The 26,726-nt window shown below is 68.0% G+C and carries 21 protein-coding genes, 2 tRNA genes and 3 pseudogenes; 11 read left to right on the top strand and 15 right to left on the bottom strand.

Features of this window, described 5'->3' with window-relative positions; genetic code table 11:
• Positions 1–111: 111 nt before the first annotated feature.
• On the top strand, positions 112–903 hold the full coding sequence (gene istA / locus JD77_RS17335) for an IS21 family transposase (protein WP_246140622.1): 792 nt from the start codon (positions 112–114) through the stop codon (positions 901–903).
• Here the strand turns inward: istA and JD77_RS17330 are convergent.
• Positions 892–2,298: an IS4 family transposase gene (locus JD77_RS17330; protein WP_145773096.1), complete on the bottom strand. Its 1,407-nt coding sequence runs from the start codon at positions 2,296–2,298 to the stop codon at positions 892–894. The genes istA and JD77_RS17330 overlap by 12 nt on opposite strands.
• 113 nt (positions 2,299–2,411) lie before the next feature.
• On the opposite strand from JD77_RS17330, the gene JD77_RS17325 reads away from it, so the two are divergent.
• From JD77_RS17325 to JD77_RS17310, 4 genes are read left to right on the top strand one after another with little or no spacing between them, the layout of a single operon-like run.
• On the top strand, positions 2,412–3,077 hold the full coding sequence (locus JD77_RS17325) for a Mu transposase domain-containing protein (protein ID WP_246140623.1): 666 nt from the start codon (positions 2,412–2,414) through the stop codon (positions 3,075–3,077).
• Positions 3,074–3,835, top strand: coding sequence for an IS21-like element helper ATPase IstB (istB, locus tag JD77_RS17320; RefSeq protein ID WP_013289162.1), 762 nt, complete (start codon positions 3,074–3,076; stop codon positions 3,833–3,835). Before JD77_RS17325 ends, istB begins: the two co-directional genes overlap by 4 nt.
• Positions 3,835–4,095 carry a hypothetical protein gene (locus JD77_RS17315; protein WP_145774161.1) on the top strand — a complete coding sequence of 87 codons (261 nt, stop codon included), beginning with the start codon at positions 3,835–3,837 and terminating at the stop codon, positions 4,093–4,095. Before istB ends, JD77_RS17315 begins: the two co-directional genes overlap by 1 nt.
• Positions 4,092–4,715, top strand: coding sequence for an IS5 family transposase (locus JD77_RS17310; protein ID WP_145775323.1), 624 nt, complete (start codon positions 4,092–4,094; stop codon positions 4,713–4,715). The genes JD77_RS17315 and JD77_RS17310 overlap by 4 nt, the downstream gene beginning before the upstream one ends.
• A 16-nt stretch (positions 4,716–4,731) precedes the next feature.
• Here the strand turns inward: JD77_RS17310 and JD77_RS17305 are convergent, their stop codons facing one another.
• Positions 4,732–6,180: an IS4 family transposase gene (locus JD77_RS17305; RefSeq protein ID WP_170286341.1), complete on the bottom strand. Its 1,449-nt coding sequence runs from the start codon at positions 6,178–6,180 to the stop codon at positions 4,732–4,734.
• 252 nt (positions 6,181–6,432) lie between these two features.
• Here JD77_RS17305 and JD77_RS17300 point away from each other — a divergent pair.
• The 4 genes and pseudogenes from JD77_RS17300 to JD77_RS17285 form a co-directional block, all read left to right on the top strand.
• Positions 6,433–6,846, top strand: a pseudogene (locus tag JD77_RS17300) (transposase); the annotation flags it as partial.
• Positions 6,847–6,984: 138 nt separating this feature from the next.
• Positions 6,985–7,899, top strand: coding sequence for an IS982 family transposase (locus JD77_RS17295; RefSeq protein WP_145775322.1), 915 nt, complete (start codon positions 6,985–6,987; stop codon positions 7,897–7,899).
• A gap of 74 nt (positions 7,900–7,973) precedes the next feature.
• The gene (locus tag JD77_RS17290; RefSeq protein WP_145775321.1) at positions 7,974–9,179 is read left to right on the top strand and encodes a pyridoxal phosphate-dependent aminotransferase; all 1,206 of its coding nucleotides are present in this window, start codon (positions 7,974–7,976) and stop codon (positions 9,177–9,179) included.
• A 172-nt stretch (positions 9,180–9,351) separates the two neighbouring features.
• Complete coding sequence (locus JD77_RS17285) at positions 9,352–10,614, top strand: IS701 family transposase (protein ID WP_246140722.1); 1,263 nt, start codon at positions 9,352–9,354, stop codon at positions 10,612–10,614.
• A gap of 128 nt (positions 10,615–10,742) precedes the next feature.
• Here the strand turns inward: JD77_RS17285 and JD77_RS17275 are convergent.
• From JD77_RS17275 to JD77_RS17215, 12 genes and pseudogenes are all read right to left on the bottom strand, one after another.
• Positions 10,743–11,309 (bottom strand): annotated as a pseudogene (locus JD77_RS17275) (kinase); the annotation flags it as partial.
• Between the two features lie 14 nt (positions 11,310–11,323).
• Positions 11,324–11,986 carry a pentapeptide repeat-containing protein gene (locus tag JD77_RS17270; RefSeq protein WP_145775320.1) on the bottom strand — a complete coding sequence of 221 codons (663 nt, stop codon included), beginning with the start codon at positions 11,984–11,986 and terminating at the stop codon, positions 11,324–11,326.
• A 307-nt stretch (positions 11,987–12,293) separates the two neighbouring features.
• Positions 12,294–12,929 carry a hypothetical protein gene (locus JD77_RS17265; RefSeq protein WP_170286468.1) on the bottom strand — a complete coding sequence of 212 codons (636 nt, stop codon included), beginning with the start codon at positions 12,927–12,929 and terminating at the stop codon, positions 12,294–12,296.
• A gap of 368 nt (positions 12,930–13,297) precedes the next feature.
• Complete coding sequence (gene cyaB, locus JD77_RS17260) at positions 13,298–13,852, bottom strand: class IV adenylate cyclase (RefSeq protein ID WP_170286467.1); 555 nt, start codon at positions 13,850–13,852, stop codon at positions 13,298–13,300.
• Positions 13,853–13,865: 13 nt separating this feature from the next.
• Positions 13,866–14,903: an aldo/keto reductase gene (locus JD77_RS17255; protein ID WP_170286466.1), complete on the bottom strand. Its 1,038-nt coding sequence runs from the start codon at positions 14,901–14,903 to the stop codon at positions 13,866–13,868.
• A gap of 16 nt (positions 14,904–14,919) precedes the next feature.
• Positions 14,920–16,566: a B12-binding domain-containing radical SAM protein gene (locus tag JD77_RS17250; protein WP_246141298.1), complete on the bottom strand. Its 1,647-nt coding sequence runs from the start codon at positions 16,564–16,566 to the stop codon at positions 14,920–14,922.
• Positions 16,567–17,269: 703 nt separating this feature from the next.
• Positions 17,270–17,593, bottom strand: a complete 324-nt coding sequence (locus JD77_RS32860) for a hypothetical protein (protein WP_211372589.1) — start codon at positions 17,591–17,593, stop codon at positions 17,270–17,272.
• A gap of 975 nt (positions 17,594–18,568) precedes the next feature.
• Positions 18,569–19,453 (bottom strand): phosphotransferase family protein, encoded by an 885-nt coding sequence (locus tag JD77_RS17240; protein ID WP_145775315.1) that lies wholly within the window; start codon positions 19,451–19,453, stop codon positions 18,569–18,571.
• A gap of 7 nt (positions 19,454–19,460) precedes the next feature.
• Positions 19,461–20,828, bottom strand: coding sequence for an NsdA family TPR-like regulatory protein (locus JD77_RS17235; protein WP_145775314.1), 1,368 nt, complete (start codon positions 20,826–20,828; stop codon positions 19,461–19,463).
• A gap of 143 nt (positions 20,829–20,971) precedes the next feature.
• Positions 20,972–21,781: a DeoR family transcriptional regulator gene (locus tag JD77_RS32855; protein ID WP_246140720.1), complete on the bottom strand. Its 810-nt coding sequence runs from the start codon at positions 21,779–21,781 to the stop codon at positions 20,972–20,974.
• A gap of 229 nt (positions 21,782–22,010) precedes the next feature.
• Positions 22,011–22,832 (bottom strand): annotated as a pseudogene (locus JD77_RS17220) (IS5 family transposase); the annotation flags it as partial.
• A gap of 602 nt (positions 22,833–23,434) precedes the next feature.
• A tRNA-Lys gene (locus JD77_RS17215) sits at positions 23,435–23,510 on the bottom strand.
• Between the two features lie 187 nt (positions 23,511–23,697).
• On the opposite strand from JD77_RS17215, the gene JD77_RS17210 reads away from it, so the two are divergent.
• Positions 23,698–24,969 carry a L,D-transpeptidase gene (locus tag JD77_RS17210; protein ID WP_145775312.1) on the top strand — a complete coding sequence of 424 codons (1,272 nt, stop codon included), beginning with the start codon at positions 23,698–23,700 and terminating at the stop codon, positions 24,967–24,969.
• A 201-nt stretch (positions 24,970–25,170) separates the two neighbouring features.
• A complete protein-coding gene (locus JD77_RS17205) occupies positions 25,171–26,472 on the top strand; it encodes a L,D-transpeptidase (RefSeq protein ID WP_145775311.1) in 1,302 nt (433 codons plus the stop codon).
• Between the two features lie 56 nt (positions 26,473–26,528).
• Here JD77_RS17205 and JD77_RS17200 read toward each other — a convergent pair.
• A tRNA-His gene (locus JD77_RS17200) sits at positions 26,529–26,601 on the bottom strand.
• Positions 26,602–26,726 lie beyond the last annotated feature (125 nt).

The raw sequence follows: 26,726 nt of genomic DNA, 5'->3' as shown, positions 1-26,726 counted from the left end.
ACAGCTGATCTTGCAGAGGTGCGCACTGTTTGTCCGTCGTCAGCGGGTGACTGAGGGTGAGGCTGCTCGGGTCGTGATCGGGCAGACGTGGGGCGGCTGGCGATGGGAGCGATGGATGAGCAGCGGTGGCTGGATGTGCGCCGGTTCCGGGCGTTGCACGAGGCTGGTGCGAGTGTCTCGGAGATCGCTCGTGAGACGGGCCTGAACTGGCGGACGGTGAAGAAGTACCTGGCTGCTGGTAGCGGCGAGGTGGTGCCGCCGGTTCGGGCGCGGCCGGCTCGGGGGCAGTTGATCGACGTGTTCGCGCACGTGGTCGATGCGTGGCTGCGGGCGGAGTTGCTGCTCAAGGGCACGGTGATCCATGAACGCCTTGTCGAGCAGTACGGGTTCACCGGCAACTATCAGCGGGTGAAGCTGTATCTGCAGCAGGCCCGGCCGCGGATCGCTGCGGAGTTGGGGATCAGTCCGGATCAGCTGGCCGGGCTGCACCGCCGGTTCGAGGTCGTTCCGGGCGCCCAGGCGCAGGTGGACTGGGGCGACGAAGGCGGCATCCTGGCCCATGTCGGGATCCCGAAGGTGTACTCGTTTCACATGGTGCTGTCGTACTCGCGGGACCCGTTCTGCTGTTTCACCACCAGCCGGGACCTGGCCGCGTTCTGGGAGTGTCACCGGCGGGCGTTCGCGCACTTCGGCGGGGTTCCCGGGGCGATCGTCTACGACCGGACCAAGACCGTGGTCCGCCGGCATGTCGCCCCGGGCCAGGCGGTGCCGCTGCACCCGGAAGCGGTCGCGTTCGCCGGGCACTACGACTTCGACATCGATGTGCTGGCCGCCTATCGGCCGACCGGCAAAGGGCGGGTCGAACGGCAGGTCACCACAACACCGTTGCGTTTAGCGCCGTGAGCGGGAGGCAAGCCCCTTTTCGAAGATTGTGATGTCGGCGTGGAAGGTGTAGGTCTGCGTGGTTGCGGGGTGCTGTCCGGCGTTCGGGCTGTACTTGCTGGTCGGGTTCTTGCGGGAGCGGGCCTTGATTCGAGGGCGGCGCCAGGCGGGTAGGAGGTCGGCCAGCGCGGCGTGGCCTATCGTGCCGAGGAGGTCGGTTGAGCTGCCGGGAAGGATTCCGCTGGCGGTGGTGATCGTGTCGGCGGCGGCGTCGATGAGGACGGTGAAGCTGATCCGGTCCATGTCCAGGCCGGGCTGGGTGCAGGTGGCGTCTGCTGCCGCGCGGATGAGGGCCTGGTAGGCGGTGAGCAGGGCGTACACCTCCTGCTCGATCCCGGGGATGCTGCGGGAGCGCAGGACGCGGCCGTCGAGCATGGTCGCTTTGATCGAGAAATACGTGGTTTCGGCCTGCCAGCGTTCGTGGTAGAGGTCCACGAGTTCGTGGGCGGGGTAGCGGGTGTGGTCTGTCAGGCTGGTGATCAGCCGCCACTGCTCGCGCCGCAGGCTGCCGTCGGCCAGTGTGACGGTGACCTGCGCTTCGATGACCCGCACCAGGATGAGAGCGGGTAGGCTGCCGTAGCCGATGCGGGCCAGGTAGGAGCCGTCGGGTAGGCGACGCTGGATGGTCGGGCAGCGGCGGGCGGATGAGCGGACCAGGAACTGCGCGCCGGTGGCGCCGACGTCGCGCAGGAATTCCGCGGCGTCGAAGCCGGCGTCGGCCAGCAGCAGCATCGTGCGGTCCAGGACGCCCAGAAGCCGCCGCGCGTAAGCCAGTTCGCCTTCTGTTTCGGGGCCGAAGGCCGCGGCGAGCAGGGCGCGGGTCCCACACTCGATCACCACGAGCAGCCGTAGCAGCGGGTAGCCGAACTCCAGCTTGTCTCCTACGCGTTTGGGGTAGCGCCAGGTGACCCGTTCCTCGTCGGGCACGTGCAGGTGGGTGCCGTCGATGGCCACGGTACGCAGGCCCCGGTAGAACACGCCGGGCTGGCCGAGCAGACCGACGGCACCGGCCAGGGTCTCGAACAGGCGCCGTAGCGGCGCTACTCCGACCCGGCGGCGAGCGCGTGACAGTGAGGAGATACTCGGCCGCGTCAGGCACAAGCCGGCCAGGGCCGCGGTCAGCTTCCCCCACGTCGCTCGGTAGGAACAGCGGTCGAGCAGGGCGAGTGCGAGGACGAAGTACACCACGACCCGAGACGGCAGCAGCCGCAGCCGCTTCTCGCGTGTCCCGGTTTCTTCCAGCACCGCGTCGACCAGGTCGAAGTCGATGATCTGGGTCAACTCGCCCAGATGTCCGGGCGCGTGCACACCCCCGGCTACCTCGATCGACCGGGTGATGACAGACTTCTCCTGCAACGGGACTCCTGAGGCATGATCTTCTTGCTCGACACAAGTTGATCTATCAGAAGTCCCGTTCGCGTCTTCAAAGTCCCCCTTGACTCATCCGCCGATCGCCAAACGCAACGGCGTTGCAGGTCACCATCATCCGCGATCATGTCCTGGCCGGGCGGGCGTTCTCGTCGCTGGCCGAACTCGACGCCACGTTCATGGCCTGGGTGCCACAGCGGCGGGCCGTAAGGCATCGCACCCACGGCGAGATCATCGGCGTGCGGGCGGTCCGCGACCACGCCGCGCTGCGACCGATCCCCGCCCGGCCGTATGTGGTCGCCGACCGGCATCTGCGGCACGTCGGCAAGGACTGCCTGGTCGCCTACGCCGGCAACCTCTACTCCGTGCCGGCCCGACGGGTCCGCCACCGCCAACTCGTGGAGATTCGGGCGACCGCCGCCACGATCACTATTCACGCCATCGTGCCCGGTCTGGACGGCACCACGCTGCTGGCCACGCACCAGCGGGCCGTGGGCCGCGGCGCCCGCGTGGTCGACGAGAGCCACTGGGACGGTCTGCCCGACGGACACACCCGGGCCGTCACCATCGGCGACCCCGACAGCGGGCAGTCGACCGCACGCCGACCGGCCCGTCACGACGGCGGCCAGGGGCCGCTGCAAGCCCTGCTCAACCGGGCCGCCGCCGCCCAGATCGCCGTCGAGGCCCGGCCGCTGTCGGTCTATGAGCAGATCGCTGCGGCCAGCCCGTTCACCAACCGCCCACACCTGAAGGACGTCTCGAAGTGAGTGAGCTGGTCACCAACCGCATCCACGCCAGCGCCACCAAACTCGGCCTGCCTCACCTGGCCAAGACGCTGCGGGAACTCACCGGCCGGGCCGACACCGAAGCCATGGGCTACCTGGAGTTCCTCGACCTCGTCCTGGAAGAGGAACTCGCCGTCCGCGACGAACGCCGCTTCCGCGCCGGGCTACGCCTGTCGAAGCTGCCGCACCACAAGACCCTCGACGACTACGACTTCAGCTTCCAACCCGACCTGGACCCCCGCAAGGTCCGTGACCTCGCGACCCTCGCATTCGTGCAGGCCAAGGCCAACGTCGCTCTCCTCGGCCCACCCGGCGTCGGCAAGACCCACATCGCCGTGTCCCTCGCGGTCGCCGCCTGCCGAGCCGGATTCACCGTCTACTTCACCACCCTCGACGACATGGTCCGCCACCTCACCGCCGCCGACGCGATCGGCCGCCTGGCCCGCAAGCTGCAAACCTACCTACGCCCCACCGTCCTGGTCATCGACGAAGTGGGCTACCAACCCCTCGAACGACCCGAGGCCAACCTCGTCTTCCAAGTGATCTCGAAACGCTACGAGAAGGGCTCCACCCTGCTGACCTCGAACAAAGGCTTCGGCGAATGGGGCCAAGTCTTCGGCGACGAGGTCCTGGCCACCGCCATCCTCGACCGGCTCCTGCACCACTGCGACGTCGTCCCCATCAACGGCCCCAGCTACCGACTCAAGAACCGCCTCACCGCCATCGAGAACGTCGCCTGATGCCCACCCCGGCCACCCCGGACGACCCCGCAGCCACCAGCGACACCAACCGCGGCGACCTGCTGCAACTCCTGCTCCAGATCTGCGAGGACTTCCTCGCCCGCACCACTCCGGCGACCCACCACGAGGTCGACACCCTCCTACGCGCCCGCGGCATCACCGGCGGACCCGGATGGCTGATCGACATGCTCGGCCTCACCCGCCTGCGCCTGCAAGACGCAACCCACCGTGACGAACAAGGCGCCCACCGCGACACCTGACCTCTGCAAGATCAGCCGTACTCACCTCTGCACTCCAACGAGTACCCCGACACCCCAGCGGCGGATCACCCGAAAAGGGGGAAGCCGCCAGGGACGAAAAGGGCGGAAGGGAAGCCCTCGGCCGGTCCCGTGGCGGGTTGACCACCAAGCTGCACCTGGCCGCTGACCGGCGTTGCCGTCCGATCGCCCGGCACACCACGTGCGGGCAGCGGGCCGACTGTACCGGCTTCACGCAGGTCATGGCCGCTATCCGGATTCCCCGCCGGGTCGGCCGGCCGCGTACCCGCCCCGGGCATGTCCTGGCTGACAAGGCGTACAGCTCGAAGGCCATCCGTTCTCACCTACGCCGCCGCGGCATCAAGGCCACGATCCCGATCAAGGCCGATCAGGCGGCCAACCGCCGCAAGAAGGGATCCCGCGGCGGCCGGCCACCGAACTTCGACCGGGAGCGCTACAAGCAGCGCAACACCGCTGAGCGGGCGTTCAACAAGCTCAAGCAGTTCCGGGCGGTCGCGACCAGGTACGACAAGCGCGACTACATGTACCAGGCCACCGTCGACATCGCCACGATGAAGATCTGGCTACGTGACCTCACCCAAGATCGACGAGACACGGCCTAGTGCCAAGGCCGGGTAGTTAGGGCGTTGCGGCTGCTGTCAAGCGGGGTTTGCGGGGTTTGCGGGGTGGGGATGGTGTGGGTGGTGGGAGTGGTTCGGTGGTGTCGTCGTGGATGGTGATGGCGAGGTTGGTGATCTTCTGGTTGGTGGTGGGTCTGCCGGGTGGGTGTTTGGCGTAGCGGGACAGTGGTGATTTGACGCGGCGGGTGCTGGTGCGTGCTCGGCGTGGTGGGAGGAGTTCAGCGAGGACGGCGCGGCCGATAGCGCCGGTGAGGTCGGTGTTCTCGGGCAGGACGTCGGCGGCGTTGGTGAGTTGTTCCCGGGCGGTGTGCAGGGCGATGGTGAAGCTGGCCCGGTCGGGGTCGGTCCCGGGCCGGGTTTCGGTGGCGTGGACCATCGCGGTGCGCAGCGCCTGGTAGACGGTCAGCAGTGCCCACAGTTCCTGCTGGATGCCGGTCGGGTCGCCGGAGCGCAGGATTCGTCCGTGCAGGATGGTGTGGCGCAGGGCGTAGTACGCCGATTCGTGTTCCCAGCGCTGGTGATAGAGCTCGACCAGGCGGTGTGCCGGGTGCCGGCGGGGGTCGCGCAGGGAGGTGACGAGGCGGTAGACGCCGGTGTAGGTGGTGGCGTCGGCGCAGGTGACGGTGACGGTGGCGTCGATGACCCGGACGGGGACGTGGTTGAGGACGCTCAGGTATGAGCCGTCGTCGAGGCGGGCCAGGACCGGCAGGCGGCGGTTGCCGCGCAGCCGGCCCAGGAATTGGGCGCCGGTGCCGGCGACCGCGGTCAGGAACATGTTGGAGTCGAAGCCCTTGTCCCACAGCACGAGCATGCCGGCATCCAGCAGATGCAGCAGTTTGCTGGCGTAGCTGGTCTCGCCCTCGGCGGTCGGTCCGAACACCGCACCGAGCATGCCGCGGGTGCCGGTCTCGACCAGCGTCATCAACTCCACCGCCGGGTAGCCGTTTCCGGTGCGTTTGCCGAGCCAGGCACGGTTGCGGGCGGTGTCGGCGGTGCGTTGGGAGGTACAACCGTCGAAGGACACCGTGCGATAGCGGCCGAACCGCACCCCGGGAGTGTGTGGCTGCGCGAGAGGCCCGGCGAGGACCTCGAAGAGGGCCTTCACCGGAGCGGGACCGACGCGGCGGCGCAGGTCACGTAGCCCTTTACCCGATGGGACGACCACGACCAGCCCCACCAGCCCGGCGATCATCTTGGCCCAGACCCGCCGGTAGCCGACCTCCGGGAACAGGCACATCGCCAGCACGAAGTACACCCCGACCCGGGACGGCAGGTTCCGTAGTCTTGCCTGCACCGTACCGGTCTCGGCCAGCACCGCATCGACGAGTTCAAAGGGCACGATCGAGGTGAGTTCCCCGAGATGGCCCGGGGCGAACACTCCCGCCGCGACCCGGACAGTGCGGGTGATGGCGGCCACAGTGCGGGACAGGGCAGAATGATCCGGCAACGGAACTCCCGGGCAGAAACGGTGGATCTTGGTCGACCGCCAGTTCTACCGGAGTTCCGTTGCTTTTACCGCCCCCGGGCCCATCGGCTTGACAGCCACGCCCGCCGCCTAACTACCCGGCCTTGGGCCTAGTGCCCGTGACCACGAACGTTCACGGTGTTGGTTGACACGCCGTGCGGCCTGTCGGCCGGGCGGCGTTGTGCCGGTCAGGCTGTGGCGGTGGCAGATCTTGTACGCGTGCGGCGGCTGAGTGTCGTCCGACGGCGCAAGAGCGCCGCGAACACCCTCGCCGCACTCAAGTCGATCCGCGCCGCGCGCCCGGACGGGGCACCAATCTACGTGATCCTGGACAACCTGTCCGCGCACAAAGGCCGAAAGATCCGAGCATGGGCGGCCCGCAACAAGGTCGAGCTCTGCTTCACCCCGACCTACGCCTCCTGGGCCAACCCGATCGAGGCCCAGTTCGGGCCGCTACGCACCTTCGCCATCGCCGGCTCGAACCACCCCAACCACCCGGCGCTGACCCGGAAACTGCAGACCTACCTGCGCTGGCGCAACGCCAACGCCCGCAACCCCGACATCCTCGCCGCCCAACGCCGCGAACGCGCCCGCATCCGCAGCGAACGACAACGACGCTGGGGCCAACCCGCCACCCGCGTAGCTTGAACCACCCCGAAACGTTGGTGGTCACGGCACTAGACGAGTGATAACCACGGTGGCCTGTGTGGATGGGACGCAGGTGCGGTGAACGGACGAGGGCCTCCATGATCGACGTTGCTACGCAACTATGACCATGGAGGCCATGTGCACGTCGATCTGGAGACCCTCGCTACCGCACTGTACGTGAAGATCGATGACGAGTTGAAAGCCCGCCCTGATCTACGTCCGGCCCGCCCGGTGACCGGGTTCACCCCAGTACTGTCGGACGCCGAACTGATCACGATGGCGGTCATGCAGTCGCTGCTGAACATCCGCTCCGAACGCCGGTGGGTCCGCTACCTGGCGAAGAACCTACGCGCGTTGTTCCCGGTCCAGCTGTCCCAGCCCGGCTACAACAAGCGACTGCGGGCCGCCCTGCCGCTGATCCAGCACTTCATCCGAGCATTGGCCTTCGACACCGATTTCTGGTTCGACAACCACTGGATCCTGGACTCCACCCCGGTCGAGTGCGGCCGGTCGAGGCCCACCGTGCAACGCTCGGACGCCGCCGGCTGGGCCACCTACGGCTACTGCGCGTCACACTCACGGTTCTTCTGGGGACTGCGCCTGTACCTGATCTGCACCCCGACCGGCCTGCCCATCATGTGGGCCCTGGCTGATGCGAAGATCGGCGAACGCGAGGTCGTGGAGTACATGCTCGACCGCGAGCCCGCCCTGCTCGCCGGCCGGCCCGGGCTGCTGCTGATCACCGACAAGGGCTTCGCCGCGAAACGCTTCGAGCAGGACCTGGCCGACCGCGGTGTCACCCTGCTACGACCCAACCGCAAGAAGGAGAAGCAACGCCCCGGCCAGGGCCTCCTGAAGGCCGTCCGCCAACTGATCGAGTCGGTCAACGACACTCTCAAGGGCCAACTCGACCTGGAACTACACGGCGGCCGTACCTTCGAAGGCATCGCGACCCGCGTTGCTCAACGCCTGCTCGCCCTGACCGCCGCCATCTGGCACAACCACAAGACCGGCCAGCCCGTCACCCGCAGCCTCATCGCCTACGACCACTGAACGCGCAGCAAACGCCGGTTATCAGTCGTCTAGCATCGATCATCGGAGACACGACGTTTCGCGGAGGGGGTCCGATGCGGCAGGCGCAGCGGCTGAAGAGTGTCCGGTACGACATCCGCGGCCCGGTGTTGCGCCGGGCGCAGGAACTGGAGGCTGCCGGGCACCGGATCCTCAAGCTGAACCTGGGCAACCCGGCGCCGTGGGGGCTGGCCACACCGGAGCCGATCGTCGCCGACGTCGTGCAGAACATCGTGGCCGCTCAGGGGTACAGCGACGCGCGAGGCATCTACTCCGCCCGCGTCGCGGTGGCCCAGCACTACCAGACTCTCGGCGTGCCCGGCGTGCAGCCGGACGACGTGCTGCTCGGCAACGGGGTCTCCGAGCTGATCGTGATGGTGCTCCAGGCGCTGCTGGACACGGGCGACGAGGTGCTGGTGCCGAGCCCGGACTACCCGCTCTGGACCGGCGCGGTGAACCTGTGCAGCGGTCGCGCGGTGCACTACCGCTGTGACGAGAGCGCGGGCTGGGCGCCGGACCTGGAGCACATGGCGTCGAAGATCACCGACCGCACCCGCGCGCTCGTGGTGATCAACCCGAACAACCCGACCGGCGCGGTCTACCCCCGAGAGATGCTGCTCGGCATGATCGAACTTGCCCGCAAGCACGATTTGCTGATCTTCGCCGACGAGATCTACGACAAGATTGTGTACGACGGATCGACACACCACACGCTCGCCGCCCTCGCGCCGGACGTGCCGGTGGTCAGCATGGGCGGCCTGTCCAAGGCCTACCGGGCTGCGGGCTTCCGCTCCGGCTGGCTCGCCACCAGCGGCTTCAGCGGCAGCGACTCGGACTACCTGGACGGGCTGCAGCTGCTCGCCAACATGCGCGTCTGCCCGAACGTGCCGGCCCAGCACGCCATCCAGACCGCGCTCGGCGGCTACCAGAGCATCGAGGAGCTGACCCGCCCCGGAGGCCGCCTGCTGAAGCAGCGCGACCACGCCTGGCAGTCCCTCGTCGACATCCCCGGCGTCGACTGCGTCAAGCCGGCCGGCGCCCTCTACCTGTTCGCCCGTCTCGACCCCCAAGTCCACAAAATCCACGACGACGAGCGCCTGGTGATCGACCTCTTGGAGCAGCAGCACCTCCTGATCTCCCACGGCACCGGCTTCAACCTCGACACACCAGACCACCTCCGCCTGGTCTTCCTGGCCGCCACGGACGTCCTCGACGACGCCGTCGCCCGGATCCGCACCTTCCTCTCCACCTACCGCCAGTAGCGCGGCGGCGCGGCACCCGGCATTTCTCCGTGGGCACGCCAAAGGCCCGTGGCCACCTGTCCCGGTGTATCGCCAACCGGCGAACGTTCGTGGTCAACGCACTAGTAGTGCTTTGTTAGGTTCACGGCGTGTCGCGTAGCTGCCGATCGTGGTTGGTGTTTGGCTTGGTGGTGTGACTCCGGAGCAGGTCGAGAAGGTGCGTCCGCGGCTGGTCGAGTTCACCGCGGCGATGTTGGATGGTGCGGTTCGGCGTTCGGATCAGCGGGTCAAGGGCGAGTTGTACATGCGTGGCCTGCTCACCGATGGGGCGCGGAAGTCGATGCAGCCGATGGCGGAACGCCTCGGCGTCGATCATCAGCAGTTGCAGCAGTTCATCACGTCCTCGACGTGGGACTACACGGCGGTGCGGGCGAACGTGGCACGGTGGGCGGTCGACGCGATCGACCCGGCCGCGTACGTGATCGACGACTCGGGCTTCCCGAAGGACGGCACCGCCTCGCCGTGTGTGGCCCGCCAGTACTCGGGCACCCTGGGCAAGACCGGCAACTGTCAGATCGGGGTAAGCGTCCAGGCGGTCACCGACACCGCGTCGGTGGCCGCGAACTGGCGGTTGTTCTGTCCGCGATCGTGGGACGACACCATGGTCGCCGATCCCGACCGGGCCGCGGCGGTGCGGGCTCGGCGGGGCCGGGCCCGCCTGCCCGACGATGTGCGGCACCGGGAGAAATGGCGCCTCGCGCTGGACATGCTCGACCAGATGATCGACCTGTGGGGGCTGCCGAGACTGCCGGTGGCCGCGGACTCCGGCTACGGCGACTGCACCCTGTTCCGGCTCGGCCTGGCCGAACGTGGCCTGCGCTACGTGGTCCAGGTCGACCCGACCGCCACCGCCCACCCCGCCGACGCGGTCCCGGTCACCGCGGCCTACTCCGGACGGGGCCGCCCACCCCGCCCGGCCTACCCCGACCCGCCGGTCACCCTCAAGGACCTGGTCCTGGCCGCGGGCCGCGGCACCGCACGGCAGGTCACCTGGCGGCGCGGCAGCCGGCGCAGCACAACGAACCCGACCGCGGCGATGCGTTCGCACTTCCTACGGCTACGCATCCGCCCCGCGAACCGGGACATCCCCCGCGGCGGCGACGGCAGCCTGCCCGAATGCTGGTTGATCGCCGAATGGCCACCCGACGCCGACGAGCCAGTCAAGTACCGGCTGTCCAACATGCAGCCACGCACATCACCCAAGACACTGGTCCGACTCGGAAAGATCCGCTGGCGGGTCGAACACGACTACCGCGAACTCAAGACAGGCCTGGGCATCGACCACTTCGAAGGCCGCAGCTTCACCGGCTGGCATCGCCACGTCACCCTCACCGTGCTCGCCCAAGCCTTCTGCACCCTGCTACGCCTGGACCCAAAAGCGGATGCGCCGGCCTGACCCTCTACGCCGTAGTACGCGAGCTACAACAACTGCTCGTCGTCATGGCCGGCGCTTGCCACACCTGCAACCGCCCATTCGACGACACAACCTAACAAAGCACTACCAGCCCGGCTTCCTGCTGCATTGGGGACGATCGGGACCACGTCATCGTCGCGTCCAGTCTGAGGCAGTCCGGAGGCTGCGGCGATCGTCCCGACGGCGTCCTGCAGCGTGGTGGTCTCCGGGAGGACGAGTTCGTCGGGCCAGCCCAGGACGTCGTGCGCGGCGTACCAACCGCTCATGTGCTCGGCGGTGAACTCGCTGGCCTGCGGGCGCGTGAGGTGCCGGCGCAGGGTCTCGGGCAGCGACACGTCCAGGTAGCAGAACAGTGACCGCCCCCGATGGCCATCGCGTAGGGCCGCCAGCATGGGCCGGTAGCGGCTGGTGTGCATGATGCCTTCCAGCACCACGTGGTAGCCGTGGTCTAGCGCGAAGCGCACCGTCTGACCGATCAACGCCGGTGCCGCGCCGCCGGGCTTGTCCCGCTCGCGCAGCAGAATGCGGCGCAGGTAGTCCTGCTCCACCAGGGCGCAACCCCGGCCGTGCCGGCGCCGTAGCTCCCGGGCGATGCTGCTTTTGCCCGAGCCGGAGTTGCCGCGGATGCAGACGAGAATCGTGTCCGGACTGCCGGTCAGGACGGCGTCAGTGACCACGGTGCTCCTCGCAGTCAGTCGTTGCGCACAGTCAGGCCCAGGGCGTCGACCGTCAACTGGGTGAAGTCGGGAAGTTGGTCCTCGCCGAGGGTGACGCCATGCAGATTCTCGAGGGGTGTCTTGAGCCCTTGGAGGCGGCTGCCCCGCAGGTCGGCGCCGTCGAGATGACACGAGTCCAAGTCCAGGCCAGCGAGGTCGCATGACCGCAGAGCTACGCGAGGAAGCCGGCAGGAGGACCAGGTGGCATTGGCGAGGGTGCAGTCGGTAAAGGCGACCGAGCCAGCAGCGGTGACGCGCTGGAAGGTGGCGTAGTCGAAACGGCAGCCGTCGAACAGGACGTCCTTGAGGCGGACATCGGTGAGCCTGGTGCCGGTGAACCGTGCACCGGTGACGGCGCACCGCTCGATCGTGATGCCGGTCAGGGTCGCGCCGGAGAAGTCAGTGCGGCTGATCTCGCAGCCGTAGATCGCTCCGGCCTCCCAGGTGCTCTCGCTGAGGTCCGCGCCGGTGATCCGGCTGCTGCGGACGCTGCTGTCCTCGAACCGCGTGCCGCGCCAGGGCGCGCCCTCGACAAGGGCCTCGACGAGACTGTCCGCCGGGTCGGTCACGCTGTCGAGATCGTCCGGGTCGAGATCCGGCAGCAGGATCTTCACGTCGCCGAGCATGGTGGTGCGCATGTGTCCTCAACCTGTGTAGGCGCGGGGTGGGCACGCCACCCCGCGTATCCGATCGTTTCCGCGTGTCGGCGGGTTACCTCCTCTTGTTCCAGTTGTCCCAGCCATTCAGCTGTCGGACTCGGGCGCGTCACCCGAGGTGACCTCCGCGTCGACTCAACCCCGAGACGGGCGAGATGTTCCGGCACGACGCGCCTGTCGGCCGAGGTTCCTGCGCGCCTCGGCCACGCGTTGGACGTGATTCGCAATTCGAAAGCGTCGGGTCGACGGGTACCGGGCACTCAAGTCCGACGGGCGATCTGCAGCTCCGTCATTGGGACCGCCGTCGATCAGTAAGCCAGTGCACCTGGCGGCAGCCGGCCACGGCGGGAAGCCCATCCGGCAGAGCCACAAGGCTGGTCACCGCGCCATCTGACGGTTTGATGAGCACCTCGACAGACCCCGCCAGGACTGTGACGCCGCCGGCCGGGCTGTCATGACGCACCACCGCGACGTCGTCCGCGTTGACGTTCACGCTCACCCGTACCGTCGCCGCCCTGGCCGTGCCGACCAATTTATTGGTGGCCTTCTCTGCCACTACCGGGCGACCGAGGTCACCGCCGGGCACGGGCGCGTCGGCACCTGTTCCAGGCTCCTCCGGGTTCACCTCAAGGTCCCTGGCATGTCCATGAATGATGAAGAACCCGAGGTCGACGTTGGTCGCCTTGCCCAGCACCTCCCGCAACGCGGTGCGGTACGGCTCGAACGGCCACCGATGCTCACCGCGTTCGAGCCTGCCGATGTAGCGGGCGTCCACGGCGACGCGATGCCCCGCGTGTTCATAGGCGTGGGCGTTGACCGCGTCGGCCAGTTCCTGCCGCGACATCGGCCGCCCCGACCCTGTAGGGGACCGCCGCGCCAGCCGCGCCGCACGGAGCAGGTTATTCGGCCCCGGTTGATAGGCCACGAAGTCTCTCCTGGTTGTTCGCCTGCTGTCGGCGCGGGCGCATCTAGAGGGGCACCGGCACGGCTGTTGATGCGCAGGGCGAAGAGGCCCCCGCGCATCAGACCTCAACCGGCCTGTCAGCGAGCTGCGTCTCGTTCCGGTTGTCCCAGCCAGCGGGCCCGTCGGACACGACCACCCCGACCACAGTCAACGCCCCGGTCGGCCGAACCTCGTGGTGGGCGGACGTTCCGGCCAGGCATGCCGCCCGAAGCCCCTACTGGAAGGAGGAGAGGCTTCAGAAGCGGAACCTACAGGTACCACCGGTTGTCACTGGATGACGGCACGATCTGTGCCCCCGTTCTGAGGGCACACGTGATGAACAACGAAGGTCAGTGGTCGCGGCCGAGAAGGATGTGCGGGTATCCCTTGTTGACCTGCTGACCGAGTGCGACGTCGAGAGAGGCGATGAACTCATCCAGCCGTTGGGTGGCATCGACGACATCGACGGCCTCGCCCTTGAACTCAAACTCGACGAAGTCACCGGCGCCCACCACATGGTCGAAGACGATCTCGACATCGGACAGGGTCCACGCTTGGCGAGTCTTGTCGACCGTGACCAGGGGTTGGAAGTCGAGGGCCGCCAGCAACAAGCGGACGGCCTCGGCGTCCCCGACGGAGGTCTCGTACTCGTCGGCGTGGGTCTTGGTCACAGCGTCAACGGGGTGCCAACGCTTGAAGTTGATCGACGCTCCGTGGTCCTCTGTGCGAACGCGTAGCCACTCGGACATCGTGGCGGGAGCGAGGAAGTCACGGTGCGGCGCGTTGTAGTAGGCGTCGATCTGCCGGGTGGGCTCAGCGGGTTTCGCGCCGAGCTCGACGAGCCTGGACTTGAGAACCTCGGCGTCGGGCAGGCTGTACTTCTTCTCGACCTCGATGTAGCGCACGGTGTAGTTCCTATCAGTAGGTGTCTGGGTTGGCGTGAAGCACGCCTTGGATCTGGGTGATGTCGTCGGCGTGGAGTGGGTGGTCGAGGCTGGCGATGATGGTGTCGATCTGGCTGGCGTCGCGGAAGCCAACGAGTATCGCGGCGTCGGGGGCGTGGTGCAGGGCGTACTGCACGCAGACGCGCGCCATGGAGACGTGATTATGCCCGTATCGGTCGCGTAGGGGTGCGAGTCGAGCGTGTAGCTGCCGGCGGTTGTCCGGGGTGAAGGCCGGGTCGGTGCTGCGGTGGTCGCAGGGGCTGAACTGCCGCTGGTCGGGGCGAGTTCCTGTGTGTAGGAAGAGGCCCTGTCCGAGGACCTGTTTGATCAGGACGCCGACGCCGTAACGGTGGGCGAAGCGGAAGATGTCGGTTTCATGATCGGCGTACAGCGGGCTCAACAGGTTATAGCGGCTGGCGAGTACGTCGGGGCGTACCTGGTCGAACAGGTAAAGCCAGCGGCGGGTTTCGGCTGCCTGCGGCCGGTCGCTGGCGGCCCACTCTTCGGCGAACCGGTGTGGTGCGCGCATGCCGACCGCGCGGATGAGGCCTTGGGTACGCCAGGTGCGCATGAGCTCGACCGCTTCGGGCAGGTAGCGGTCGTGCGGCCCGAAGTCGCTGCTGTGGAGGAAGTAGATGTCGATGTAGTCGGTGCCGAGGTTGTCCAGGGTGGTGACCAGTTGTGCGCGCATCTGCACGGGGTGGTAGGCGTGGCGGGCGGTGCCGGCGAAATGGCCGACCTTGCTGGAGATGGTCAAATCTTGGCGTGCGCTGACGCGGAGAAGTTGACCGAGAAGGCGTTCGGAGCGGCCGAGGCCATAGACGTCAGCGGTGTCGAAGAGCGTGACGCCCCGTTCGAGAGCGTGAACGAGTCCGGCGAAGGCCGCGTCAGGGTCGACGTCGTCCCAGCCGATGGGGGTGCCCCGGTTGGTGGCGGGGCCGCCGATGGTCCAGCAGCCGGCCCCGATCGCGGAGACTTCGGCGTTGAGGCCGTTCAGGTAACGGCGCGGCACGGGGGTCATGGTCCGTTCAGGTGCCGCACGGGTCGGTTGCGTTGATCAGCTGCCAGCTGCGGGCGGCAATCCACCGTTGGTGTTCGTACCGCAGGATGTCCCGGCGGTCCGCTGGCAGGCCCGCGCCGACCGTGGCGACGACCGGTTCCAGGTCGCTGCGCAGCTGTGCAAGAAGGACATCGGCTGCCGCCTGGCATCGCGCATCGAGGTCGCCGTGGTCTGCGGCGGTCGGGTCGGTACGGACGAGTTCGTCGAGCATCGTGCCGAGTAACTGGTAGGCGGCGTTCTTCAGCAACCGGCGCAGGTCGCGGACCATGGCGTAGGGGGCGCCGCTGAGGGTCTTCTCCAAGGACTTGAGGGTGTAGTCCAGCGCGAAGTTCCGGTCGATCCACAGCTGTGAGCGGTAAGCGAGCACGCCGATGCGCCAGTCGGCGTAGCGGGCCTCGACCCGTCCCATCGCCGGGTCCGGCTGCCCGGTGAGCCCGGCCGCTTCGGCGCGGCGGCTGTAGGCCGACCCGATCAGGCATTCCATGCCGACAAGCATGTAGCTAATGCTGGTGTAGAAGGGACGCCCGGTGGTGTGGGCGGCCACCCACCGCTCGTCGCGCACCCCGTCGATGATCTCGGCCACGCTCAGGTCGGGCTGGGGCCGCAGCAGCAGGTCGGTGCGGCCCTGGAAGGTGTACGTCTGGCGCAGCTCGGCGGCGGTCATCAGCTGGTCGAAGGTGATGTAGGTGAATCGTGGTGGTACTCCCAGCGCGGTGAGGGTGCGAATGGCCAGGGCGTTCTGCTCGCTGGTGGTCTCCTTGTGGAAGCGGTCCAGGATCGAGGTCACCCCGGACTCGACGCCGAACAGGCAGCGGCGCAGTTTCCGGTCGACCAGGCCGCGCCACAGGTGGCCTCGTTCGAGGTGCCAGGTGCGGTCCCGGTCGGGCCGTACGACCTGGTCGACCCGGCAGCTCGTCTCCCAGCTGAAGCCCGCCTGGGCGAGGGTGTCCGCGATCTGCAGGGCCCGGGTGACCGCGTCGTCGCCACGTCCGATGAACTCCTCGTCGACCAGGTAGATCGTCCTGTTCAGGTTCGGATGCCGGTCGAACACCGCACTCATCTGACGCAGGAGCCAGGGCAGCACATCAGGTTGCGCCGCGGACCATTGCCCCTTGTGGCCGCGGGGGCAGAACGAGCAGTAGTTGGTGCAGCCCCGTGACGACTCCAGTTGCGCGACACCTCGGTGGGCGAAGGTGCGATCGAGTAGATCCAGCTCCGGCCACATGTCGGTCTGCGACCGGTTCGCCACCGTCGCGGTCCGGCGGGAGCGGTTGATCGGCATCAAGGTCGGGGCCTGCGAGATGTCCCGAAAGCCGAGGCCCCGAATCTGCCCAATTCGCAGGTCACCGTGCCAATGAGCCAGTACGTCGGCAATAGTGGGTTCTCCCGCCCCTCGGCAGATGAGCATGTTCGGATACCGGTCCAGGAGGATGCGCTCGTTGCGGGCGGTCAGCGAGCCGCCGGCGACAACCAGTGGGGGCTGGTCGAGGGCGGCAACGGCATCCAACAGCTGGGTGGCCAGGTCATGCTGGCCGAAAGTCACGGACACACCGAGTATCTCGACTCCGTCGCGGACCCGGTCGACGATGTCGTCCAACCCGATGCCGAGTTGCATGTCCATCAGCTCGACCTGCCCGAGAAGGGTGGACCGGGCTGCCCGGGCCAGGTCGGAGATCGCGAGCGGGAACCGAGGAAGCGGAAAGTGCTCCGGGTGGTACAGCGACGCCAACAGCAACCGTGGCCGCAGCAACCGCCGCTGTCCCTCTGCGGTGATTTGTGCGGTGGACAGCCAGCTGTCCGGGTCAGCCACCTCCACATGGCCGGCAGTCCAGGCTGGCCATAACCGGCTGCGATGCGGCGTCCCGGACAGGTCGGCCGCCGTCCACGGCCCTGACTGTTGCTGGATGAGGACCAGCCGACGGTCGAGTGTTCCGGTCACCACCACCGTTCGCTTCTCGCCGACCACCGAGGTCAGCGCGGCACGCACGGCGTTCGGATCCTCCAACGGCACCGCCGCCAACAGCCCGCGACGTGAGGGGATTGAACCGGTGGCATGCGCGCACGCATACAGCAGCCGAGCGTGGACAGACGTGGCCAGATCACGCATTGAATATCTCCGTGACAAGCAGAGGATTGCGGGCATGGACATGCGCCAATGCCCGCCCGAGGCGGCGGCGGGAGGAAAGGAGCTGCGAGGATTCGCGGGCAGCGGCGGGACAGGGCCGCGACGGTCTGCTCGGTGCGAGCTGACGGGAACCAGCCCGCGCGCGGGCGTCACACGCCGCGCGGTTCCATCAGCTACACGGTGTCGGCGCCACTCAGCTTGAGGGGCCGCAGGTGGCGCTCGTGACCGGTGTGGTTACTCCGGGTGCATTCTCCACCGGCACCTCAGGGCGGCGGATCCAAGCGACCATGCGGGTGTACCAGGCGGCGAGGTCGATGGAGAGCCCGAGCCGCTGCGCGTCCTGCACGGCCTCGTTGAGCATCACGACGAGGTAGAACGCCAGGGAAAGCCGATATCCGTCGTACTCGCGCAGCAGACGAAGCCGGGCCGGTGAGCAGGGCCATTCGGCGCCGCAGGCCCGGCACCGCCACAACGGGCGCATCGGCAGGTGCGGGCGAGGCGGTTCGGTACGGGTCACCACCGACCGCCCCGCCCGCGCCACGCCTGCGCCACAGTCGGGTAACCGGCCTGCCCCACCATCGGCAGGGCGACGGTAGCGTCCTTCGCCCACCGCGGGTTGTTCTCGACCGCAGTGTTAGCCGGCCCCAGCGCTCGGGGCTGCGAGGCGGATCTTGCCGCCGGGTGCTGGTACGGACGCTGATCAACCGGCGCACTCTGACTCCGGCTGGGCCGGGTGCTCCCTGGGGTCACCCGGTGGGCACCGGCGCGGCAATGCCGGTTGTCGGATTGCGCCGCCCGGCTGGGTACGGTCGCCTCGCGTCCGGTCAGAAGGCGCCAGGCCCGGCGCAGCCTCTGGGAAGCCGTCGACAGGGTCTGTTCCCGCCATGGCGAGCCAAGCGCGGCAGGGGCCGGTGTCGGAAATTGCGCATCGGGCTGGGTGATGTGGGAGACGTACAGAGTCACAGCCAGCTCCCCAAGAGCACGGCCCGGACTGGCGGGATTGTGGTCGTCAAGGGCGGTGGCGGTGTGGGCGTGGCGGGCGCGCGCATCCGCGCTAGGACATCGATGGCGTCCGGACCGGCAGGGCCGATCTTGACCCGGTTCGCACCGCCGATCATCGGACCGCTCATGAACCCTGGGCTTTTGGGTTGTCGCGGGACCCTGCGGGAGGCCGTTCTGCGTGCGGGCATGGTCCTACCCCTTCTCGGAAGGGCACCGAGGTGGGCGCGGAAATGCGGACCTGGAAGCGCCATCCGTACCGCGCCACACCTCGGGCCGTTACTCGACCGGTGTTGACTCCGGCCGGGACACGGGCGGCGACTGGGGCTTCAGTGATGCCCGGACCGTTCCGCCTATGTGTTCCTGAGGTCCACGATCGCTTCGTGGCGGGGTGGGAGATAGACCCAGCGTGGCGGGTCACGGTGGACCCCATGGTGTCCGAGCTGCGCGGATGCTCGCGCGTTGGTAACGCCGGCTGCTCGGTGAGCTGGGTTCAGAGAATCCGCCACCGACGGAGTTCTGCCTCGTCGCCGACGAGGCCCGCGATCCGGTGGTGCACTTCGTCGGCAGCCTCGGTTCCAGGACGGGACTTGCGGGCGTTGGTCGCGATCATCTGCAGTTCGCGGAGCTGACACAGCTCCTCGAATCCCGGCCAGGAGGTGGCATCCCAGCCGTAGGCGGCGGTGAAGTCAGCGAAGGCCGCCGGGCCGGGAGAGGCGAACCGGCGGCAATGAACGGCAATCGTCGCGATGTCCCACTCCCGGGGCCCGAGGGCGGCTCCATCCCAGTCAGCCAACACGGGCGTACCGTCGAATCGCCGGAGCGCGTTGCGGATCTGGGGGTCGGACTGGATCAGACTCGTACCGCGGGGAAACCGCATCGTCTCCCAACCCGCAGCCAGCACCTCGAGCTGGCCCGTCAGCAGAGCTCGCTCCTTCTCGGTCAGGATCTCCGATCGGGCAACGGATCGCACGATGCCGTGGATCGGTCGCAGAGCGGGCAGCGCCATGGGCGGGGCGGGCAGGGCGTGCAGGTCACGCAGAAGCGTTCCGAGTTCAGAGACAGTGATCGGGTGACGGTGCGCTGGGTCCAGGCGCTGCCAGACCGTGACGGCGTGCCCGCCCACCTCTAATGGCTGGGCCAGGCCCGGATGAAGTTCCACCGTGGGAAACCGTCGGGTCGTCAGCCAGTCCACCACAGCTACAACGGCGCGCACCCGTTCGACACCAAGATCACCGGGGGCGATCTTGATCACCACGTCGTCAACGGCGTAGACGGCGTTGCTGTGGTGCCGGAGCAGGATCGCGTCAGAGCCGCAGTAGCCCAGGCGACGACAGACCTCGGCGAGCACCGGTCGGGTGCGCGCCTCGACGAACATGGGGCTCCTAGGGACCGAGTGCGGCGGCTGTGGTCCCAAGCCTACGGGCGCGCTCGCGGCACGCCTGCACGTAGTCCGTCAATGCGGCCACCTCACCGCGGTGGTACCTCTCGGGGATTACCGACGCCACATCGGTGGCCCTGGTCAGGATGATCTCCGTCCGTTGCGCCTCAGGCAGGTTCGCGACGGCCTCGCGCGCGGTCACTGCTGCTTCGGCTGCCCGCAGGTCACGGGCCAGGCACATCGATCTGTCCAGGGCAATGAGCGCCACGTCGATCGGCGCTGCCGGAGCCGCTCCGTACAGCCGTAACGCCTCGTCCTGGACCCGGTACGCCTCACTCGTGTCACCGAGCCAGGTGTACGTCCCGGAGAGGTAGAGCAGCAGACGCTTCGCCGGAAACTTGAACGCCACGTCGGTGTCCCCATCGCCGGCCTGGTCGAACATCCGGCGTGCCTGGTCGATGGCCGACCGCGCCTGCTCCGTGGCCCCGACCCGGGCCAAGGCACGCGCCCGGCCCGCCGCCGCCAAGGCACCTGACGACGAAGCGGTCGGAGTTACCGCCAGTGCCGCCTCAGCGATAGCAACGGTCTGGCGCGGATCTCCGTAGTAGTAGGGCAGCATCGCTGCCTGCGCCCGCACCAGCACCCTCAACCAGGCCTGCCCGCTGTCATCCGCCGCATGGATCGCCGTGCGGTACCACCGCCGGGCCTCAGCCACATCACCCAGCCGCATCAACGCATCGGCGCACATCGTCGCCAGCAGTGCCGCCGCCCCAGACAACCGGGCCTGGACTGCCGCCGGCTGCCGCCGACGCGACAGGACCTGAATCTCCCGGCAGTCAGCGGCCAACAACGACAACATCACCTGGGGCGAAGCAGACGGGTACACCCGCATGTGCTCGCCGGCCGATTCCTCAATCAAATCAAGATGCCGCGGAGCGACACTCGCCGACGCAAGGGCCTCGTCCAGGTCCAAACGGAGCCGAGCAAGACTGCTCACCTTCACGCTGGCCCCCTCACCGGCCAACGTCTGGCCCGCCCCGCCACCCACACTGGACGCGCGGCTGCCGTCCTGTACCCCACCAGCGTCCTCGTGTTGGCCGAGACCCACGGCCGGACGCGGGATGCTGAGGCCGACCGCGATCCGTTCCAGCACCTCGTAGGCCGTGACCTGCCGGGCGCCCTTCGCGATTTCCGCAGCACGGTTGGGTGAGACGCCGACGAGCGCCGCGATCCTGCCGTAGGACACACCGCGAGCATGGAGGAACCGGAAGACAGCAGCTACGTCGCGCCGCCGCAGGAACTCACCGATCGGCCGGCCGTTCCAGACTCCCGAACTCCACCACTCGGGATCCACCTGTATGCCCACGACCACCCCCGCCCGGCCGACCTATTCCACCGATAAGCAGCTCAACGCATTCACCCCGTGACATCAAGTCAAGATGGGGTCGACGTCAATGAACGTCCATCTACAGCGTCGAGGCCTGCCGTCGCGCACGGAACCCCCACGATGGGCCCTCACGGTGACCGGTCCACCGTTAGGTCCGTCAGCCGCCTGGCGTTGCTGCCCTCGGGCAGCCTCCACACCTGCTCATTGGACCAATGCCGATACAACATCTCTCTCGCCGTCACAGCGATCCGCGCTCGTAGCGGCTCACGGCCCAGGTCCGCCAGCAGTTGCTCTTCACGCTCGGCGTCCTGAGCGATGACCAAGACCGCTCCTACCGGAACCGCCGGGTCGATACGCCGGTACCCGGCCAGCAGCCCACCAAGTCCCGACGACCGCTTCTCACGCTCTGCGACAGCATCGCCAACCGGTCCCGAATCGACGTGCACCAGGAACCGTAGGCACCGCCCGTCCTCCAGCCAGACTCCGTAGCCGTCGGCCCGCAGGTGCGCCAGGTCGTGCTGGCGCAGCCACGCCGAGGTCTCCATGGTCGCCAGCCACTGGAACAGCTCACACCGCCCCGGGTTCCGCCGTGACACCTCGAGCAACGGCAGAAACAGCAGCGCATCCGCCAGGCTCGGACGCCGCCGGCCCAGTTGCAGAGGCACCGACCGCCCCGACGCCGTCCGGTCGCGGCGGAGCACCTCGACCCCCTCGGCCGTGACCTCGTACCACCAGGTGTGCGTGCGGTCCTCCTCGGAGCGCCTACGACGTACCAGCCCCGCCTCGTACAGCCAGGCCAGGTCCCGATGGGCCGTCAGCCTCGACACGTCACAGACCAGCGCCACGTCGAGCGTCGACGTCGAACCGTGCTGCGCCAGGAACGACAGGATCCGCCACCGCCGTGGCGGCAACCGCCGCACGGCCGCGTGGTCACCCATCTCCCGATGATCCCCTGACACACCGGCAGTCGAACACACGGTTTCGCCCGTGACGGAGGGTGGTCAGTGAACCGACTTCCGGGCCTGCCACACCGGGGCAACCGCCATCGGGACCGACGCTCTCAGAGACCGTCGGGTAACCGGGTGACTACGTGGCGAGAAGTCGCTCAACGTTGATGCGTTGGGCGGCTTCGCGCTCGGTGGCGTTGGCCCAGCGGATCGTTTGACCGGCCAGGCGTATCGTCATGAGTCGAATCATCGCTACCTTGATCATGGCCTCTGAGTTGACGGTCAGCCGTTCGTAGTCCCGGGCCAGGCGTCGGTTACGGACCAGCCAACCCAGCGTCCTCTCTACCACCCACCGGCGCGGTAGGACCTTGAAGCCCTTGACGTCGTCGTTGCGCTTGACGATCTCCACCAGGATGCCGAGCTGCTCTTTCGCCCAGGTCAGCAGAGTGGAGTCGATGCTGTTGGCGTAGCCGCCGTCGGCCCACACGAGGGCGATGGTGGTGAACGCCTCGGCCAGCCGCGCCAGGATCCGCCGGCCACCGGGACGGTCGTTGACCGAGGCGGAGGTGACCATCACGACCAGGATCAGCCCCATCGTGTCCACGACCAGGTGCCGCTTGCGGCCGGTGGTCTTCTTGCCCATGTCGAACCCACGGCATTCGCCGCCCTCACTGGATTTGATGGACTGGGCGTCCAGCACCGCCGCTGTCGGCTCCGGCTCACGACCGGCCGCTACCCGCACCTGCCGGCGAAGCTCGTCGTGGATCGCGTCCCACGTTCCGTTCTTCCGCCACGTCGTGAACCAGCGATGTGCCGCGTCCGGTGGCGCCAGATCCCGCGGCATCATCCGCCACGGACAGCCCGACCGCAGCACATAGAAGATCGAATCCAGGATCAGCCGATCTCCCCACTTGCGCGGCCGGCCGCCTTTACGCAGGTCGCGTACCGGCATCAAGGGCGCGAGGATCGCCCACATCGCATCGGTCAAGCTCGACGGATAGCATGAACGGGCGTCATCCCCGCCACAGTTGCAGTTGCGCACACAACGCGATCATGGCGGGGATGATCTATTTGTCGAGCACCCGGCATCGACGTGTCTCCCCGTAACAGAACGCTCGGAGCTGGTTACCCGACGGTCTCTCAGCGGTCATCAAGGCGAAGCCCTGTCGCCGCCGTGCGAGCACCCGCGTCTCTAAAACGGGGTTTTGAGGCCGATTTTGGAGATCACTGTTCAAACAATCAACCGAAAAGCTGATGCCGAAAGTCGCGATACAGGCAAACCAGGCGACCTCTAGTTGATCTCTAAGAACTGGTCGCGCCCCGGCAACGATCATCGAAAGGCACCCCCAAGGCCGCGCCTCGCCGACTCAAAGGAGGCACGCCGTCGCGTCGGAGCCATCACGACGACCGTCGCTGACAGTAACGTCGAAGCTCCCCCAACCGTCGCCAGGCCGGAACGCCGCGGCAGCCAGACCATGCTGGCGTGAGCCAGGCCGACCCATGCGTCCACGGTCACGGCACCGCGTCCGTGGCTTGCCGGAACCGTCCAACCGCTCCCGAGCACCCACCGAGCACCCAGCCGTCGGCGGGGACACGAAAAAGGCCCCGACCCAGCGTGAAACGCCAGGTCAGGGCCCTGATTGTTGGTGCGCCGCCAGGGACTCGAACCCCGAACCCGCGGATTAAGAGTCCGCTGCTCTGCCAGTTGAGCTAGCGGCGCTCGCTGGCAACGGGGAGAACACTAGCACGGCCCCCGTTGCGGGTTCCAATCCGATCCCCGGCTCCCCTCTTCGGTCATGCTTTTCGGGCACCAGCCCCCAAATCCCCCACCGAGGAGACGCGCGGGCGGTACCACATGGAGGCTGTGCGGCACGATGTCCGGCAGGTACGCGAGAACAGAGGTGGTAATGGGCAGGTTCGCGCGGGCCGGGGCGATGGTGGGCGCCCTGAGCCTGATGGCGTCGCTGGCACTGACCGGGTGCACCGACGACCAGAAGAAGCCGGAGTTCGTCGGCGGCGCCTCAGCCGGCGGCAGCAGCGTCTCCCCGGAGACAGGGGCGGCGCCCGACGGCGCACCCACGAGCGCCGGTCCGACGCTCCCGCTCAGCCCCGCGGACGGGTCGAAGAATCGGCCCGTCAGCACGGAGATCTCCGCGGAGATCCCGAAGGGCGGCAAGGTGACCGATGTCACCCTCACCAGCGCGGGCGGCGACAAGGTCCAGGGCCGCTGGCGCGCCGACGGCACCTCGTGGGTGCCGAACAGCCCCCTGAAGTACGGCACGCGCTACACGGCCGCCGTCACCGCGGCCGGCGAGGGTGGCGACATCCGGCAGGGCACCAGCACGTTCACGACAATGGCCAAGCCGAAGTCGATGATGACCTCGGGGCTCTACCTGTTCAGTGACAGGACGTACGGCGTGGCCATGCCGGTGGTCACCGAGTTCCACCCGGGCATCCCCAAGAAGGACCGGGCCGCCGTGCAGAAGCGGATGTTCGTCCGGACCGACCCGCCGCAGCCGGGGGCCTGGCACTGGGTCGACAACGGCACCCAGGCGTACTACCGGGCACCGCAGTACTGGAAGCCAGACACCACGATCACCGTGCGGATCGCACTGGCTGGCATCCCGCTCAGCAACGGCAAGTACGGCAACGTCGACCGCAGCGCCACCGCCAAGATCGGCCGCGCGTTCGAGATGAAGGTCGACAACGCCACGAAGAAAATGACCGTCTACCAGGACGGCAACGTCGTCCGCACGATCCCGGTGAGCCTGGGCAAGAAGAGCACTCCCTCCTCCAGCGGCACGATGGTCGTCATGGAGAAGAAGGAGTCGACGGTCTTCGACACCCGGGACGACCCGGACCCGGCCAATCGGTACGTCACGGACATCGAGTTCGCCCAGCGACTGACCTGGGGCGGCGAGTACATCCACGCGGCGCCCTGGTCCGAGCACGTCCAGGGACGGCAGAACGTCTCCCACGGCTGCGTCAACGTCTCCATGGCGCAAGCGAAGTGGCTGTTCTCCCAGACGAAGATCGGTGACCCGATCACCATCAAGGGGACCGAACGCAAGCTGGCCCCCGGCAACGGGTGGACGGCCTGGAGTCTGAGCTGGTCGCAGTTCATCAAGGGCAGCGCGCTGCCGGTGCCGAAGGGCGGCTCCGGCCCCGCCCTGGCCTGATCCGCGAACGCACAGGGGCGGGGCGCCCCAGCCGGGTGCCCCGCTTCTGTCGTACGCGAGCAACGCTCGCGAGGCCAAGAAACTATCCACATTCGGACATCACGATCCGCGTGTTTCACTTCACCCCCGGAAACGGGTACCTGTTCCGGTGCGTCAGTGAGAGACGATGAGGAACCGGGGCACCACGACTGTGAGGGAATCATGCGCGCAACCCATGATCAGCTGATCCGGCGCGGGGGGCGCCGACGCCTGTTCGCGGCGGGCGTGCTCGCCGCCGCGCTGGCGCTCACCTCCGCCTGCACCGCCAGCGGCGACGGGGGCAAGTCGCCGGGCTGGCAGGGCGGCGGCGGCGAGGGCGCACCGAAGGCGACCGCCACCATCAGCGAGCCCGTGGCCGACGCCAAGGACGTGCCGGCGTCCACCGCCATCGCCTTCAGCACCAAGGACGCCAAGAAGACCTCCGTCGAGCTGAAGGACTCCGCTGGCGAGGCCGTCGAGGGCACGCTCTCCGCGGACGGCAACAGCTGGCTGCCCGCGGGCGCCCTGAAGTACGGCGAGACCTACACCGCCACCGTCACCGCCACCGGCGACGACGGCAAGCCCGCGAGCGCGACCAGCACCTTCACGACCATGGCCAAGCCGGCCAAGCAGGTCCGGATCACCAGCTTCCTGGGCGACGGGCAGGTGGTCGGCGTCGGGATGCCCCTGATCGTCAAGTTCAGCCGCGCCGTCCCCGAGAGCTACCGCGACGACGTGCAGCGCCGGATGACGGTGGCCTCCACGCCCACGCAGGAGGGCATCTGGCACTGGGTCAGCCCCACCGAGATCCGGTACCGGCCGAAGGAGTTCTGGAAGGCCGGCAGCACCATCAAGTACCGGGTCCAGGCCGGCGGTCTCCCCCTCGGCAGCGGCTGGTACGGCCGGGCCGACCTGACGGTCGACATCAAGACCGGCCCGGCGCTGATCATGACGGTCGACAACAAGACCAAGCGGATGACGGTCACCAAGGACGGCAAGGTGATCAAGACCCTGCCGGTCAGCCTCGGCAAGAAGAGCACCCCGTCGTCCAGCGGCACAATGGTGGTCATCGAGAAGCTGCGCAAGACCGTCTTCGACACCTTCGAGGAGCTGGGCCCCGAGGAGGGCTACCGCACGAAGATCGACTACGCCCAGCGGCTCACCTGGGGTGGTGAGTTCATCCACGCGGCGCCGTGGTCGGAGGGGCAGCAGGGCAGCGTCAACGTCTCGCACGGCTGCGTGAACGTGTCGATGAAGGACGGCGCCTGGCTGTTCGCCAACACCCGTATCGGTGACCCGATCACCGTCAAGGGCACCGAGCGCAAGCTCGCCAACGGCAACGGCTGGACCGACTGGAACATGAGCTGGGACGAGTACGTCAAGGGCAGCGCCCTGCCGTACGACCCGGACGCGACCGCCGACCCGAGCCCCGAGGCCACCCCCGACGACGCCGGCGAGTCCCCCAGCGCCGAGCCGACGGCCTGACGGCCATCCGGTACGACGAAGGCCCCCTCCGAGCCGGAGGGGGCCTTCGTGTGACGGGTGACTGATGGGAATTGAACCCACGACAACCGGGACCACAACCCGGTGCTCTGCCAACTGAGCTACAGCCACCATGCTCTCCGACCGGCAGGGCCGGGCGGCGCGGACTAATAATAGCCACACCCCCGCCCTTCCCGTCCACCGGGTTCCCCCGACCCCGGCGACGCCCGAACCCCGGACGGTAGATCCTGGCACGA

This window comes from Micromonospora olivasterospora (genome assembly GCF_007830265.1).
GTDB lineage: Bacteria > Actinomycetota > Actinomycetes > Mycobacteriales > Micromonosporaceae > Micromonospora > Micromonospora olivasterospora.
Note: the sequence above shows the minus strand (reverse complement) of the source record. Positions and strands in the feature narration are given on the sequence as shown.

Excerpts from the sequence above, each read along its gene's own strand:
- istA (WP_246140622.1), top strand. The coding sequence starts at position 112 with ATGGATGAGCAGCGGTGGCTGGATGTGCGCCGGTTCCGGGCGTTGCAC.
- JD77_RS17315 (WP_145774161.1), top strand. The coding sequence starts at position 3,835 with ATGCCCACCCCGGCCACCCCGGACGACCCCGCAGCCACCAGCGACACC.
- JD77_RS17290 (WP_145775321.1), top strand. The coding sequence starts at position 7,974 with ATGCGGCAGGCGCAGCGGCTGAAGAGTGTCCGGTACGACATCCGCGGC.
- JD77_RS17270 (WP_145775320.1), bottom strand. The coding sequence starts at position 11,986 with ATGCGCACCACCATGCTCGGCGACGTGAAGATCCTGCTGCCGGATCTC.
- JD77_RS17250 (WP_246141298.1), bottom strand. The coding sequence starts at position 16,566 with ATGCAACTCGGCATCGGGTTGGACGACATCGTCGACCGGGTCCGCGAC.
- JD77_RS17240 (WP_145775315.1), bottom strand. The coding sequence starts at position 19,453 with ATGTTCGTCGAGGCGCGCACCCGACCGGTGCTCGCCGAGGTCTGTCGT.
- JD77_RS32855 (WP_246140720.1), bottom strand. The coding sequence starts at position 21,781 with ATGGGTGACCACGCGGCCGTGCGGCGGTTGCCGCCACGGCGGTGGCGG.
- JD77_RS17210 (WP_145775312.1), top strand. The coding sequence starts at position 23,698 with ATGGGCAGGTTCGCGCGGGCCGGGGCGATGGTGGGCGCCCTGAGCCTG.
- JD77_RS17205 (WP_145775311.1), top strand. The coding sequence starts at position 25,171 with ATGCGCGCAACCCATGATCAGCTGATCCGGCGCGGGGGGCGCCGACGC.